The sequence below is a fragment of the Pseudomonas sp. FBCC-B35 genome (genome assembly GCF_059133755.1).
On record NZ_CP101439.1, the window covers coordinates 3,062,692 to 3,078,125 of the forward strand.

The following is a 15,434-nucleotide window of genomic DNA, read 5'->3' on the forward strand; positions in this document are numbered from 1 at the left end:
CCAATAGAGAACGCCCCGACTGGTTCGGGGCGTTTTCATTTACGCTGGAAAACAGATCCATTGGGCCCGACGCGACCTACGCTGTCATTTACCCTTGGGCAGCACAGCCAGAAAGTTGTCCTTGGCCACGCGTCTGGCTACATCCTCGGGCAAGGCATCCAGAAATGGCCTGAAACTGTCCATCTCCTCTCCCAGGCTATCGAAGCGGCCGACCACATCCGAGCCCAGCATGAACCGCGTTGGGTAGCGTTCAACGAGCGCCAGCCAGGCTTTGCGTGGGACGTCCTGTTCATCGAGCAGGTAGGGCTTGAGCACACTCCACGACAGGTCCACGTACAGGTTCGGGTAGTCCTCGATTAATCGCGTCAGCACCGGCAGTAGAAAATCCATCTGTGTCTGATGCCGGTGAATTTCCATGCTGCTGCCGGCGTGTGCCCAGATGAAACGCGTATGCGGATGATTGCGCAGGGGCTCTTCGATCTCGGCCAGGTACAACGGGTTACGCTCGCGCTTGGAAGTGATGTTGGAATGCAACAGCACCGGCAGGTCGCGCTCGGCGGCCAGGTGATAGACCCGTGTCATGGCTTCGTTGTTGGCACGCGGGGTTTCGCCGCTGGTCAACGCCGTCAGGTCATCGTGACGGGTGAATACCTCGCCAATACCCTGCCAGAGGCCTGGGTAAAGGTCGAGCATGCGTTCGATATGGCTCACGGCATTCTTGTCGACTGGATTGAAGCCGGTCAGGAAGGGATGGAATCGCTTGCGTTGTTCGTCCGACAATGGCTGCAGCGCCGCTGCTACATAGGTATCGGTGGCGCTGTACCAATAGGCGTCCGCATCGTCGCCGGCGTAATAGCGGGGACGCTTGGGCTCGTCTTCATGCCATTTCTTGGCAACGGGAATGCCCGAAATCATCGACTGATCGATGCCTGCAGCGTCCATGGCCTTGAGCAGCGCCGGCATACCTTCGGATTCCTGGAAGAAATCCACGTAATGCAGGTGAGCATCGCTGTAACGGTATTCACGGGCCTCGGCCCCTGGACCCAGCCAGGCGGTCAACGCTACGCAGGCCAGTGCTCTGGCGATCATGGTGGGCTTCCTTGTAAGGGGGCAAACCTACTAGACCTGCACGCGCAGCGTGCGGTTCGCCAGCCTTGCCATCAAAGCAGGGCTGGCAATCGCTGCGGCCACCTGCGCGCTAGCGCTGGAATACCTCGGCCAGCAGGTTGTGCATCGCGCGGAAGGCGCGCTCGGACGTGCGCCGGTCATACTGCGTCTTGCCGGGCACGTTGGCATCCGGGTCGGTGAACGAATGCACCGCCCCGCCATAGCTGACCAGTTGCCAATCGACCTTGGCGGCGTTCATTTCGTCTTCGAATGCCGGTAGCTGCTCTTTGGGCACCAAGGGATCGGATGCGCCATGCAGCACCAGGACCGAGCCCTTGATGCGTTTGGCATCCTCGGGGTCAGGCGTGTCCAGCGTGCCATGGAAGGAGATCGCTGCACGAAGATCAGCCCCCGCACGCGCCAATTCGAGCGCGCAGCAGCCCCCAAAGCAGAACCCGAAGGTAGCCACCTTGCCTGGGCTCAGTGGCGCCTTGGACTGACCGAGCAACTGGGCAAGGGCACCTTCCATGCGCCTGCGCAACTCGCCGCGGTCGTTTTTGAGCGGCATCATTGCTGCGCCCGCTTCATCGGCATTCGCCGGGCGAACGGTCTGCCCATAGAGATCGACGAGCAGCACCACATAACCTTGCGCTGCCACCTCCTTGGCGATGCGCTCGGCCCCTTCGGTCACGCCCATCCAGTTGGGCGCCATCACCAGGCCAGGTCGACCCAGGGCGCCGGGCTCATAGGCCAAACGGCTTTCGAAGGTCTTGCCGGACAGGTGGTGGATCAAAGATTCGACGACTACCTTACTCATGCTGTACTCCTCAGGCTGCACCATGAAAAAAGCCCGCCGAAGCGGGCTTTAGCCATACGTCAATTCAAGCAGACAACTCGACCAACAGCTTGTTCAGGCGCCGCACATAGGCTGCGGGATCCTTCAGGCTATCACCGGCTGCCAGCGCGGCCTGGTCGAACAGGATGTGCGACAGCTCGGCGAAGCGGTCCTCACTCTGTTCGTGATCGAGCTTCTCGATCAGCGGGTGGGTTGGGTTGAACTCGAAGATAGGCTTGGAATCGGGCACTTTCTGGCCGCTGGCTTCCAGAATCTGGCGCATTTGCAACCCCAGGTCCTGCTCGCCGATGGCCAGGATGGCTGGCGAATCAGTCAGGCGATGGGAGACACGCACTTCGGCAACGTTTTCGCCCAGTGCGGTTTTCAGGCGCTCGACCAAGCCTTCCTTATCCTTGGCGACTTCTTCCTGGGCCTTCTTGTCTTCTTCGCTATCAAGTTTGCCCAGATCCAGGTCGCCACGGGCAACATCCACGAACGCCTTGCCGTCAAATTCGTTCAGGTAGCTCATCAGCCACTCGTCGATGCGGTCGGTCAGCAGCAACACTTCGATGCCTTTCTTGCGGAAGACTTCGAGGTGCGGGCTGTTCTTGACCTGCGCGTAGGACTCGCCGGTGAGGTAGTAGATCTTGTCCTGCCCTTCCTTGGCGCGGGCCAGGTAGTCAGCCAGCGACACACTCTGCTCGCCGCTTTCGTCCTGGGTGGACGCGAAGCGCAACAGGCCAGCGATCTTTTCCTTGTTGGCAAAGTCTTCGGCCGGGCCCTCTTTCAATACCTGACCGAAGTTTTTCCAGAAACTCTTGTACTGCTCGGGCTCGTTCTTGGACAGTTTTTCGAGCATGTCCAGCACGCGCTTGGTCAACGCGGTCTTCATCGAATCGATGATCGGGTCTTTCTGCAGGATTTCCCGCGACACGTTCAGCGACAGGTCGTTGGAGTCCACGACACCCTTGATGAAGCGCAGGTAAAGCGGCAGGAACGACTCGGCCTGATCCATGATGAACACGCGCTGCACGTACAGCTTCAAGCCGCGCGGGGCTTCGCGCTGGTACAGGTCGAACGGTGCACGGGCAGGCACGTACAGCAGCGAGTTGTATTCGAGCTTGCCTTCGACCTTGTTATGGCTCCAGGCCAACGGGTTTTCGAAGTCATGGCCGATGTGCTTGTAGAACTCCTGGTATTCCTCGTCCTTGATCTCGGTACGCGGACGGGTCCACAGGGCGCTTGCACGGTTGACGGTTTCCCACTCTTCGGCTGGCTGCTCTTCGCCTTCGGCGGCTGCCTGCTCCTTGGGCAACTGGATTGGCAGGGCAATGTGATCGGAATACTTTTTGACCACGTTGCGCAGGCGCCAGCCATCGGCGAATTCCAGCTCGTCTTTTTTCAGGTGCAGGACAATGCGGGTACCGCGCTCAGGCTTGTCGACGGTCGCAACTTCGAACTCGCCCTCGCCCTTGGACGACCAGTGCACGCCTTCGCTGGCAGGCTGGCCTGCACGACGGCTGTAGACATCGACCTGATCGGCCACGATGAATGCCGAGTAGAAGCCCACGCCGAACTGACCGATCAGGTGCGAGTCTTTCTTCTGATCGCCGGTGAGGTTCTTCATGAAGTCGGCAGTGCCGGATTTGGCAATGGTGCCCAAGTGAGCGATGACGTCATCGCGGGTCATACCGATGCCGTTATCCTCGAGGGTGACCGTACCGGCCTCCTTGTCGAAGCTCAGGCGAATCTTCAGGTCGGCATCGCCTTCGAGCAGTTCAGGCTTAGCCAGCGCCTCGAAGCGCAGCTTATCGGAGGCGTCGGAGGCGTTGGAGATCAGTTCGCGCAGGAAGATCTCCTTGTTCGAGTACAAGGAATGGATCATGAGGTGCAGCAGTTGCTTTACCTCGGTCTGGAAGCCCAGCGTTTCTTTTTGAGTCTCCACGCTCATGTTCTTCAAACTCCGATCAGATGACAGTGGTCGCCAAGCGGCACAATGGCTGCGTTGGCGGCGGATGTCATGCAGATGGGGGCTGCCAAATCGATTTCAAGGGCCTGCATGGTTCGATCTTCAAATCCGAGCGGGTCATGGCGAGCCGCTGTGCCGCCCTGCTTGCCGCGGGCGGTGTAACGTTTCCGGGTTAGGACGGGCGTCGATACAGACACAGCAAAGAGCCATGCATGTTCGTACCTCGCGTACATTGTGATACCGGCTAAGTGGCAGTTGCCCGCAACGGACAACCCGCCTTAGTGCGAAACACTCGCCAGGGCCGGAAGTTCAGTTTCAAGATATTTAATATCTGTGTACTGACGGTGGAACTAATCCAGCAGGCCCCGACTCGAAGCATCAAGTCAACTTATTCCACCAAGGAGAGACACCCTCATGCGTAAACCATTTGCTTTTGCTCTGATGCTGGCTGCTGCCATGGGCCTGGCTGCTTGCGATAAAGCGAGCGAAGACAAAGCCCAAGACGCACAAGAACACCGTGAAGAAGCCCAGGAGAAGATGGGTGACGCACAGGACAAGATGAACGACGCTGCCAAGGAAAACGCCGAAGCTGCCCAAGACCAGGCCGAAGCCAATCGTAAGGCTGCCGAAGAGGCTTCCCCAGCCACTCCAGCAACCACCACGACTCCGGCCGATCCTGCCAAGCAGTAATCGAACCGATCAAAAAACCCGACAATGTCGGGTTTTTTTATGCCTGTCATTCATGGACTAATCGTTTCAGTTAGGCACAGTGGACTGGGAGGCATGCACCTCACCTGTCGAACTTTCGGTGGGGGTGAATACCATGACGTCAAGCACGTCCGAGTGGAACTCGCGGCGATAAAGAATCAGCACGACCCCTACACTTACCGCCATGAACAACCAGGGGTTGATAAACCAGCTCAACATGGCCATGCCGAAGTAATAGGCGCGCAGCCCGAAGTTGAATTGGTTGGCAGCCAACGACAACACCCTGGCCGCCCTCAAGGCAAAGGCCTTGCGTTCTAGTTCGCTGACCTGGCGCTCGCCGATCATGGGCGCCGAGCCCACCAAGACAGCAGCGAAGTTGTATTGACGCATACACCAGCTGAACGTGAAGAAGGCATACACGAACACCGTGGCCAGGCACAGCAACTTGATCTCCGACATCCCTTGGGAGGCCTGCTGTACCAACGGCAGGTCGGCCAGCAACGACAACGCGCGGTCGGAAGCTCCCAGCACCGTCAGGATACCGGCGAGAATGATCAGGGTGCTGGAGGCAAAAAACGAGGCGTTGCGTTCCAGGTTGCCGATCACGCTGGCATCGGCAATGCGGTTGTCACGCAGCAGCATCCTGCGCATCCAGTCCTCGCGATACAAATGCAGCACGCTGGCCAGGCATGCAGTGTCCCGCCCCTTCCAGATGGCATAGCGCGTATAACCGCCCCAGCACAGCACGAACCAGCATGCCGCTATGAGGTTATTGAGATTACTCAGGATGAAGTTCATGCAGAGATCCGTAGGTGCCATGTGCCGAAAGCATAAAGACCGTCTTTCGTCGCTGGCAAGCCGCAAAAGGCACGCAAACTCCGAAGAATAATTTCCAGGGCGGTTCGCTTGCGGCGTTTGGCAGGGTGCATGCGAACAAAAGCCCCGCATCCTTGCGAATGCGGGGCTTGCGCTGCCAAGCGGTGGGTCCAGCATCCCATGGCTTGTGGCCAATGCCGGACCTTGTGCTTAGCGACTCATGCCATGGCCTGACGGGGCTTGCCGAGCATGCGATCGCATACCACTGCACCCACCAAGGTCACCACCGACGGCACCAGCCAGGCAAGGCCCTGATCGCTCAACGGCAAGTGCGCCATGAAGTCCGGGAGCACGTGGGCAATGCTGCTGCCTTTAACGGCATCGACCATGCCGAACAGCAACGAAACCAGCATTACCGGGCCAAGGATGCGCGTTGGCGAGTTCCACAGGTCGTTCACGAAGCTCAACCCCACCACGACGATGCACGGCGGGTAGATGGCGGTAAGCACAGGGATCGAGAACATGATCAGCTTGGTAAGCCCCAGGTTGGACACCAGAAGCGAGAAGCCCGCCAGGATCACGACCAGTGCGCGGTAGGACAACGGCAGGATCTGGCTGAAGTACTCGGCACACGCGCAGGTCAGGCCCACGGCAGTCACCAGGCAGGCCAGCGCGATCAACACGGCCAGGAAGCCGCTGCCCAGCGAGCCGAAGGTATGTTGCACATAGGCGTGCAGCACGGCCGCACCGTTGCTGGCCCCTGCCGCGATTTCGTGACTACCGGCGCCCAGGCGGAACAGGCTGATGTACACCAGCGCCAGACCAACACCGGCAATCAGCCCGGCAATGATGGCATAGCGGGTGATCAACTTGGGCGACTCAACGCCGCGCGAGCGGATGGCGTTGACGATGACGATGCCAAATACCAGCGCCCCGAGCGTATCCATGGTCAGGTAGCCGTCGGAGAAGCCCTTGGAGAACGCAGCAGCAGCATAGGCAGGCTGCGCCTCGCCAATGGTGCCCGCTGGCAATGCGAATGCCGCGATGCCAAGCACGGCCAGCGCGATGATTTTGAGCGGTGCCAGGAACCGACCCACGGTGTCCAGCAGCTTGCCAGGGTACATCGACACCGCCAGCACCACGATGAAGTAGACCAGGCTGTAGATGAACAACGCCAGCGGGCTTTCACCCGTCAACGGCGCCACACCCACTTCAAACGATACCGTCGCGGTACGCGGTGTTGCGAACAAGGGGCCGACCGACAGGTAGCAAACGGCTGCCAGCAGGCCACCGAAGAACTTGCCAATCGGGCTGCTCAGCGCATCCATGCCGCCGCCTACCTTGGCCAGGGCGACCACGGTGATCACAGGCAGCCCTACCGCCGTGACCAAAAAGCCCAGCGCAGCCATCCATACATGCGGGCCGGATTGCAGGCCGACGATGGGCGGGAAGATGATGTTGCCAGCGCCTACGAAAAGCGCGAACGTCATAAAGCCAAGCGCCAGGATATCCTGGCCTTTAAGAACTTTCATTTGAGGTAGTACCACACTGCTGAAATCGGGATTCGTGAGGGGATTTCCCCATGGGTGAGGGAAATGCTGCCCGGCTTGGTAGGCCAGACCCGTTTAGCGTGTCGTTCCCTTTTGGGGCACGGGCACAAAATAGTCGCGTAGATTAACCGGTTTACCCTTCAAACGCACTGGCACAGTGCGTGTTGTCCGATGTGCGTACGCCATTGTCGTCTGCGTGAACGGAACGATCGGTATTATCCGCTGGCTGAACACGGCGTATGTACGAAAATTCCTATCACAGCCATCGAAAAAACCTAATCGCTTTACCCCTACCCTGCCGCGCAAATCTTCGTCAGATGAAGCAGCCCCCTGATACGACAAAGGCCACCCGAAGGTGGCCTTTGTGCGCGTGGGGGGTGCAGCGGTATTACTTCTTCACTTCCCAACCGGTCAGCTCGGCCAAGGCCTTGCCGATGTCGGCCAGCGAACGCACGGTTTTGACACCTGCGTCCTGCAGGGCTGCGAACTTCTCGTCTGCAGTGCCCTTGCCGCCGGAAATGATGGCGCCAGCGTGGCCCATGCGCTTGCCCGCAGGTGCGGTAACACCGGCGATGTAGGAAACGACAGGCTTGGTGACGTTGGCCTTGATGTAGGCTGCGGCCTCTTCTTCAGCCGAACCGCCGATCTCACCGATCATGACGATCGCTTCGGTCTTCGGGTCTTCCTGGAACAGCTTCAGGATGTCGATGAAGTTGGAGCCCGGGATCGGGTCACCGCCGATGCCGACACAGGTCGACTGACCGAAGCCGGCGTCGGTGGTCTGCTTGACAGCTTCGTAGGTCAGGGTGCCGGAGCGCGACACGATACCGACCTTGCCTGGCAAGTGAATGTGGCCAGGCATGATGCCGATCTTGCATTCGCCTGGCGTGATGACGCCTGGGCAGTTAGGGCCGATCAGGGTCACGCCCAGCTCGTCGCACTTGACCTTGGCGTCCAGCATGTCCAGGGTCGGGATGCCTTCGGTGATGCACACGATCAGCTTGATGCCGCCGAACGCCGCTTCAAGGATGGAGTCCTTGCAGAATGGCGCTGGTACGTAGATGACCGAAGCATCGGCGCCGGTCGCCTCGACGGCTTCCTTGACGGTGTTGAACACCGGCAGGCCCAGGTGGGTGGTGCCACCCTTGCCTGGGGTGACGCCACCGACCATCTTGGTGCCGTAGGCGATGGCTTGTTCGGAGTGGAAAGTACCTTGCGAGCCGGTGAAGCCCTGGCAGATGACTTTGGTGTCTTTATTGATCAGGACGCTCATTACTTGCCCTCCGCAGCTTTGACAACTTGTTGAGCAGCGTCGGTCAGGCTGGTTGCAGCAATGATGTTCAAACCGCTTTCTGCCAGTACTTTAGCGCCCAGTTCGGCATTGTTGCCTTCAAGGCGAACGACGACCGGAACCTTGACGCCGACTTCCTTCACCGCACCGATGATGCCTTCGGCAATCATGTCGCAGCGAACGATGCCGCCGAAGATGTTGACCAGAACGGCCGCGACATTGCTGTCGGACAGAATGATCTTGAACGCTTCGGTAACGCGCTCCTTGGTAGCACCGCCGCCCACGTCGAGGAAGTTGGCTGGCTTGCCGCCATGCAGGTTGACGATGTCCATGGTACCCATGGCCAGGCCAGCACCGTTGACCATGCAGCCGATGTTGCCTTCCAGGGCAACGTAGTTCAGTTCGAACTTGGCAGCGTGGGCTTCACGGGCATCGTCCTGGGACGGGTCGTGGAAGGTTTTCAGCTTCGGCTGACGGTACATGGCGTTGGCATCGATGTTGATCTTGGCATCGAGGCAGTGCAGGTCGCCGTCGGCCTTGATCACCAGCGGGTTCACTTCCAGCAGGGCCAGGTCGTGATCCTTGAACAGCTTGGCCAAGCCCACGAAGATCTTGGCGAACTGTTGAACTTGCTTGCCTTCCAGACCCAGCTGGAACGCCAGCTCACGACCTTGGAACGGCTGAGCGCCGACCAGTGGATCGATAGTGGCCTTGAGGATTTTTTCAGGCGTGTCGTGCGCGACTTTCTCGATGTCCACACCACCTTCGGTGGAGGCCATGAACACGATGCGGCGGCTCGAACGATCGACCACAGCGCCCAGGTACAGCTCTTTGGCGATGTCGGTGCAGGATTCGACCAGAATCTTGGAGACGGGCTGACCGTTGGCATCGGTCTGGTAGGTGACCAGATTCTTGCCCAACCACTGTGCAGCGAACGCCTTGGCGTCTTCCTTGCTGCGAACCAGCTTGACGCCGCCCGCTTTACCGCGACCGCCAGCGTGAACCTGGGCTTTGACGACCCACTCGTTCCCGCCGATCTTGTCGCAGGCTTCTGCCGCTTCTTCAGGGGTGTCGACCGCGAAACCCTTGGAAACTGGCAGGCCGTACTCAGCGAACAGCTGCTTACCCTGATACTCGTGAAGATTCATGCTTTTTACCGTCTTCGTTAGGTACTGCGCTTCGGCGCTGCGCCATCACTGGCGCCGCACCACCTGTGACCGTTGACCCCGGGTTATCCCATGTGATCCGGTCCGGCGGACTTTCCGCGGTGAGTCATGCACGCAAGACTCACGACGGGCAGCCCGCCGTGGTTTCTTATGATTAACGCTTCTTACGGTTGGCGACGTGAATGGCACCGCCATTCACCGCCAGCGCTGCTTCATGCAACGCTTCGGACAGGGTTGGATGGCTGAAGACCATCATGCCCAGGTCCTCGGCACTGGTGCCGAATTCCATTGCGATTGCGCCTTGCTGTACCAGTTCGGCAGCCGATGGGCCAATCACGTGCACACCCAGTACGCGGTCGGTCTTGGCATCGGCGATGACCTTGACGAAACCACCGGTGTCGTTGGCTGCCATCGCACGGCCGCTGGCCGCGAACGGGAAGGTGCCCACGTTAACCTCAACACCCTCGGCCTTCAAGGACTGTTCGGTCTTGCCAACCCACGCGATTTCCGGGTGGGTGTAGATGACCGATGGGATCAGATCGTAGTTCATCTGGGCCTTGTGACCCTTGATGCGCTCGACGACCATGATGCCCTCTTCCGAGGCCTTGTGCGCCAGCATCAGGCCACGCACCACGTCACCGATGGCGTAGACGCCCGGCACGCTGGTTGCGCACTGGTCATCGACGTAGATGTAGCCACGCTCGTCAATGTTCACACCGCTGTCGGCAGCCAGCAGGTCGGTGGTCACTGGACGACGGCCCACGGCAACGATCAGCTTGTCGAAGGTGATCTTCTGCTCGCCTTCGGCGTTGGTGTAGGTCACCTCGACTTCGTCGCCGTTCACCTTGGAACCGGTGACGCGCGCACCCAGCTTGATGTCCAGGCCCTGCTTGGTCAGGACCTTCTGGGCTTCCTTGGAGACGGCGCTGTCGGCAGCCATCAGGAAGGTGTCCAGGGCTTCGAGCACGGTCACTTCCGCGCCCAGACGCGCCCATACCGAACCCAGTTCCAGGCCGATCACGCCAGCGCCGATCACGCCAAGGCGCTTGGGCACGGCTTGGAATTCCAGGGCGCCGGTGGAGTCTACGATCACGTTCTGGTCGACCGGAGCCGGCGGAATGTCGATCGGGCGCGAGCCGGAAGCCAGGATGACGTTATCCGCTTCGATGACTTCGCTGGTGCCGTCGGCCTTGGTCACTTCGACCTTCTTGCCCGCCAGCAGCTTGCCGTGGCCCTGGATGGAGGTCACGCCGTTGGCCTTGAACAGGGTAGCGACACCGCCGGTCAGGTTCTTGACGATGCCTGCCTTGCGGCCAACCATCGCCGGTACGTCCATCTTCACTTCGCCAGTGGAGATACCGTGGACATTGAAGCTCTCTTTGGCTTCCTTGTATTTCCAGGAGCTGTCCAGCAGCGCCTTGGAAGGAATGCAGCCTACGTTGAGGCAAGTGCCGCCCAGGGCCAGCTTGCCCTCGGCGTCGGTGTACTTCTCGATACAGGCAGTCTTCAGACCGAGTTGGGCGGCCTTGATAGCAGCTACATAGCCGCCAGGACCGGCACCAATCACTACCACGTCGAATTTCTGGGTCATAAAAGATTCCTTGTTAGCTCAAGCGGCCGCTGCAAGCCGCAAGACAGACAGGCTTCGATCTGAAGCCTGTCGCTCGCAGCTTACAGCCGCGCGATTAGATGTCCAGCAGCAGGCGGGACGGATCTTCCAGCAGGTTCTTGATGGTCACCAGGAAGGTTACCGCTTCCTTGCCGTCGATCAGGCGGTGATCGTAGGACAGTGCCAGGTACATCATCGGGCGAATCACCACTTGGCCATTGATGGCCATTGGGCGCTGGATGATGTTGTGCATGCCCAGGATCGCGGCTTGCGGTGGGTTGACGATCGGCGTCGACATCATCGAACCGAAGGTACCACCGTTGGTGATGGTGAAGGTGCCGCCGGTCATTTCTTCGATGGCCAGCTTGCCGTCACGGGCTTTCTTGCCGAAGGTGGCGATGCCGTTCTCGATTTCGGCCAGGCTCATGGACTCGGCGTTGCGCAGTACCGGAACCACCAGACCACGGTCGCTGGAGACAGCCACACCGACGTCCGCGTAACCATGGTAGACGATGTCGTTGCCGTCGATCGAGGCATTGACTGCAGGGAAGCGCTTGAGCGCTTCGGTCGCAGCCTTGACGAAGAACGACATGAAGCCCAGGCGCACGCCGTTGTGGGTCTTCTCGAACAGGTCCTTGTACTTCGAACGCAGGGCCATGACTTCGGTCATGTCGACTTCGTTGAAGGTGGTCAGCATGGCCATGTTGGACTGGGCTTCGACCAGGCGCTCGGCGATCTTGGCGCGCAGACGGGTCATCGGCACACGTTTCTCGGTACGATCGCCAGCGGCGGTCACGACCGGTGCCGCTGCAGCTGCGGCAGGCTTGGCCGCCGGGGCAGGCGCCGACTTCTTGTTGGCAACGGCAGCGACCACATCTTCCTTGGTCACGCGACCGCCTTTACCGGTACCCGAGACGCTGGCCAGGTCAATGCCATTTTCTTCTGCCAGCTTGCGGGCAGCAGGGGCAGCGACCGGGTCGTCTTCACCGGCGTCGGCAGCAGCGGCAGCCGGTGCGGCGGCCTGGGCAGGCGCAGCAGCCGGTGCAGCGGCAGCAGCGCCGCCTTCCACGATCGAACCCAGCACTTCGTCGGACAGGACGGTGTCGCCCTCGCCCTTGACGATGTCACCCAACACGCCGTCGGCAGTGGCCAGCACTTCCAGGACGACCTTGTCGGTCTCGATGTCGACGATCAGCTCGTCCCGCTTGACGGCGTCGCCTGGCTGCTTGTGCCAGGTGGCAACGGTGCCGTCGGCAACCGATTCCGGGAAGGTTGGGGCTTTGATCTCGATAGCCATTATCAGTGTTTCCTTAAATTCGGTTTCAGATGCGCGAAGGCGTTAAACGGTGAACGCGTCTTGCAGCAGTCGTTCCTGCTGCTCGGCGTGCTTGGAAGCGTAACCACAGGCTGGCGCGGCAGAAGCCTCGCGACCGGCGTATTCCAGGTTCAGCGCCTTGTTGTGGCGGCCCAGGATACGGCGCATGTGGTGCTGGCTGCTGTACCAGGCACCCTGGTTCATTGGCTCTTCCTGACACCAGACCGCATGCTTGAGGTTGGTGTACGGTGCCAGGATTTCGACCAGGTCGTCTTCCGGGAACGGATACAACTGCTCGATACGCACGATCGCAATGTCTTCGCGGCCTTCGGCACGACGTTTTTCCAGCAGGTCGTAGTAGACCTTGCCACCGCACAGCACCAGGCGCTCGACCTTGGCTGGATCGAGGGTGTCGATCTCCGGAATGACGGTCTGGAACGAACCTTCCGCCAGATCTTCCAGCGTCGAGACGGCCAGCTTGTGACGCAGCAGCGACTTGGGCGTGAGCACGATCAGCGGCTTGCGCAGCGGGCGAATGACCTGACGACGCAGCAGGTGGTAGATCTGCGCCGGCGTGGTCGGCACGCACACCTGAATGTTCTGCTCTGCACACAGCTGCAGGTAACGCTCCAGGCGTGCCGAGGAGTGCTCGGGGCCCTGCCCTTCATAACCGTGAGGCAACAGCATGGTCAGGCCGCACAAACGGCCCCACTTGTGCTCGCCACTGGTGATGAACTGGTCGATGACCACTTGCGCACCGTTGGCGAAGTCGCCGAACTGGGCTTCCCAGATCACCAACGCGTTGGGCGTGGTGGTGGAGTAGCCGTACTCGAATGCCAGTACCGCTTCTTCGGACAGGAAGGAGTCGTACAGTTCGAAGCGTGGCTGGCCCGGGTACAGGTTCATCAGCGGTACGTAGGTGCTGGCGTCCTTCTGGTTGTGCAGCACCGCGTGACGGTGGGAGAAGGTACCGCGGCCGATGTCCTGGCCGGTCATGCGGATCGGGTGCCCTTCGAACTGCAGCGTGGCGTAAGCCATGGTCTCGGCGTAGCCCCAGTTGATCGGCAGGCCACCGGCTTGCATCTTCTGGCGATCTTCGTAGATCTTGGCGACCTGACGCTGGACCACGAAACCTTCGGGCAGCTCCAGCAGTTTGGCCGACAGCTCCTGCAGGGTCTTGAGGTCGAAGCGGGTGTCGTGGCGAGCCGTCCAGGCGTGACCCAGGTAGGGGCGCCAGTCCACGAACAGCTCGCGGTTCGGCTCCTTGACCAGGCTCTTGACCACATGCAGACCGTTGTCCAGCGCGCTGCGATAGTCGTCGATCTTGGACTGGGCGCGCTCGGCATCGATGCGGCCTGCCTGGATCAAGGCTTCTGCGTACAGCTCGCGGGTGGTGCGCTGCTTGGTGATCTGCTGGTACATCAGCGGCTGGGTGCCGTTGGGCTCGTCGGCCTCGTTGTGACCGCGGCGACGGTAGCAGACCAGGTCGATGACCACGTCACGCTTGAACTGCATGCGGTAGTCGACGGCCAGCTGGGTGACGAACAACACGGCTTCCGGGTCGTCGCCATTGACGTGCAGGATCGGCGCCTGAATCATCTTGGCCACGTCGGTGGCGTACTCGGTCGAGCGCGCATCGAGCGGGTTACTGATGGTGAAGCCGACCTGGTTGTTGATCACGATGTGCACGGTACCGCCGGTCTTGAAACCGCGGGTCTGCGACATCTGGAAGGTTTCCATCACCACGCCCTGGCCTGCGAAGGCCGCATCGCCGTGGATGGAGATAGGCAGCACCTTGTCGCCGACGCTGTCGTTGCGGCGGTCCTGACGGGCGCGCACCGAGCCTTCGACCACAGGCGACACGATTTCAAGGTGGGACGGGTTGAACGCCATGGCCAGGTGGACTTCGCCACCCGGGGTCATCACGTTCGAAGAGAAGCCCTGGTGATACTTCACGTCACCGGAGCCCAGCTCGTTCATCTTCTTGCCTTCGAACTCGTCGAACAGCTCGCGCGGGTTCTTGCCGAAGGTATTGACCAGCACGTTCAGGCGACCACGGTGGGCCATCCCGATGACGACTTCCTTGGTGCCGTAGGAGCCGGAGCGCTGAATCATCTCGTCCAGCATCGGGATCAGGCTTTCGCCACCTTCCAGGCCGAAACGCTTGGTGCCTGGGTACTTGGTGCCCAGGTATTTCTCCAGACCTTCGCCTGCGGTGACGCGCTCGAGCAGGTGGGACTGCACGTCGGCGGAGAATTCAGGACGGCCACGCACGCTTTCCAGGCGCTGCTGGAACCAGCTGCGCTGCTCGGAATCGACGATGTGGGTGAACTCGGCGCCAATGGTGCGACAATATGTCTTCTGGAGCGCATCGAGGATGTCGCGTAGGCTCGCCTCCTCTTTGCCGATGAACAGGTCGCCGGCACGGAAGGTCGTATCAAGATCGGCATTGGTCAAGCCGTAGTGGTTGATCGACAGGTCTACGGGCGCAGGGCGCTGCCACAACCCCAAGGGGTCAAGCTTGGCAGCCTGATGGCCGCGCATACGATAGGCCTGGATCAGTCGCAGCACTTCAACCTGCTTCTTCTCGTGTTCACTGCTCACGCTCCCGGCAGATACCGGCTGGGCGCGGCGCTGGTTCTTTGCCAGCAGTACGAAATGATCGCGGATCGTGGAGTGCGATACGTCGGTAGCGGTGCTGCCGTCGGCGGGCAACTTCTGGAAGTAGGTGCGCCACTCTTCTGGCACAGCGTTAGGGTCGTGCAGGTAGAGTTCGTAGAGCTCTTCCACATATGCAGCGTTACCACCTGAAAGGTGGGCGCTTTCCCACATGCGCTGCATCACGCTTTCTTGCATGCTTGGTCACCCTCGATTAGGGGACTGATCGGCGAGAGCCATGAAACCTGGAACGGTCCGAAAACAGCGACTGAACCACGCCACCTGGATCCTGCTGATTTTCCGGGTACCAGCCCGGAAAGCCCCTGCTGGTCTCATCTTCATAGGTAATGAACAGGGGCTTTGTGAGCCCCGTTCGGGTTTTACCTCGGCGCGGGCGTTACACCCGCGCG

General features: G+C 60.3%; 11 protein-coding genes. 1 reads left to right on the forward strand and 10 read right to left on the reverse strand.

Annotated elements, in window-relative coordinates:
* Nucleotides 1-84: 84 nt before the first annotated feature.
* The 3 genes from NMB38_RS13990 to htpG all read right to left on the reverse strand — a co-directional run bounded on the left by NMB38_RS13990 (nucleotide 85) and on the right by htpG (nucleotide 3,893).
* Nucleotides 85-1,089: an amidohydrolase family protein gene (locus NMB38_RS13990; RefSeq protein ID WP_049695677.1), complete on the reverse strand. Its 1,005-nt coding sequence runs from the start codon at nucleotides 1,087-1,089 to the stop codon at nucleotides 85-87.
* Between the two features lie 109 nt (nucleotides 1,090-1,198).
* Complete coding sequence (locus NMB38_RS13995) at nucleotides 1,199-1,924, reverse strand: dienelactone hydrolase family protein (RefSeq protein ID WP_027916289.1); 726 nt, start codon at nucleotides 1,922-1,924, stop codon at nucleotides 1,199-1,201.
* Between the two features lie 64 nt (nucleotides 1,925-1,988).
* Nucleotides 1,989-3,893: a molecular chaperone HtpG gene (htpG, locus tag NMB38_RS14000; protein WP_059183789.1), complete on the reverse strand. Its 1,905-nt coding sequence runs from the start codon at nucleotides 3,891-3,893 to the stop codon at nucleotides 1,989-1,991.
* Nucleotides 3,894-4,325: 432 nt separating this feature from the next.
* Between htpG and NMB38_RS14005 the strand changes: the two genes are divergently transcribed.
* Complete coding sequence (locus NMB38_RS14005; protein ID WP_027916291.1) at nucleotides 4,326-4,601, forward strand: hypothetical protein; 276 nt, start codon at nucleotides 4,326-4,328, stop codon at nucleotides 4,599-4,601.
* A gap of 66 nt (nucleotides 4,602-4,667) precedes the next feature.
* On the opposite strand, the gene NMB38_RS14010 is transcribed toward NMB38_RS14005, so the two are convergent.
* The 7 genes from NMB38_RS14010 to NMB38_RS14040 form a co-directional block, all read right to left on the reverse strand.
* Nucleotides 4,668-5,417 (reverse strand): DUF599 domain-containing protein, encoded by a 750-nt coding sequence (locus NMB38_RS14010; RefSeq protein ID WP_028686596.1) that lies wholly within the window; start codon nucleotides 5,415-5,417, stop codon nucleotides 4,668-4,670.
* Between the two features lie 236 nt (nucleotides 5,418-5,653).
* Nucleotides 5,654-6,967 (reverse strand): branched-chain amino acid transport system II carrier protein, encoded by a 1,314-nt coding sequence (gene brnQ / locus NMB38_RS14015; protein ID WP_027916293.1) that lies wholly within the window; start codon nucleotides 6,965-6,967, stop codon nucleotides 5,654-5,656.
* 406 nt (nucleotides 6,968-7,373) lie between these two features.
* The gene (sucD, locus tag NMB38_RS14020; RefSeq protein WP_004376004.1) at nucleotides 7,374-8,258 is read right to left on the reverse strand and encodes a succinate--CoA ligase subunit alpha; all 885 of its coding nucleotides are present in this window, start codon (nucleotides 8,256-8,258) and stop codon (nucleotides 7,374-7,376) included.
* Nucleotides 8,258-9,424 (reverse strand): ADP-forming succinate--CoA ligase subunit beta, encoded by a 1,167-nt coding sequence (gene sucC / locus NMB38_RS14025; protein ID WP_023533614.1) that lies wholly within the window; start codon nucleotides 9,422-9,424, stop codon nucleotides 8,258-8,260. Before sucC ends, sucD begins: the two co-directional genes overlap by 1 nt.
* Nucleotides 9,425-9,596: 172 nt before the next feature.
* A complete protein-coding gene (lpdA, locus tag NMB38_RS14030) occupies nucleotides 9,597-11,033 on the reverse strand; it encodes a dihydrolipoyl dehydrogenase (RefSeq protein WP_027916294.1) in 1,437 nt (478 codons plus the stop codon).
* 94 nt (nucleotides 11,034-11,127) lie between these two features.
* Nucleotides 11,128-12,348, reverse strand: coding sequence for a 2-oxoglutarate dehydrogenase complex dihydrolipoyllysine-residue succinyltransferase (gene odhB / locus NMB38_RS14035; protein ID WP_027916295.1), 1,221 nt, complete (start codon nucleotides 12,346-12,348; stop codon nucleotides 11,128-11,130).
* A 42-nt stretch (nucleotides 12,349-12,390) separates the two neighbouring features.
* Complete coding sequence (locus NMB38_RS14040; protein WP_023533567.1) at nucleotides 12,391-15,222, reverse strand: 2-oxoglutarate dehydrogenase E1 component; 2,832 nt, start codon at nucleotides 15,220-15,222, stop codon at nucleotides 12,391-12,393.
* Between the last annotated feature and the right edge of the window lie 212 nt (nucleotides 15,223-15,434).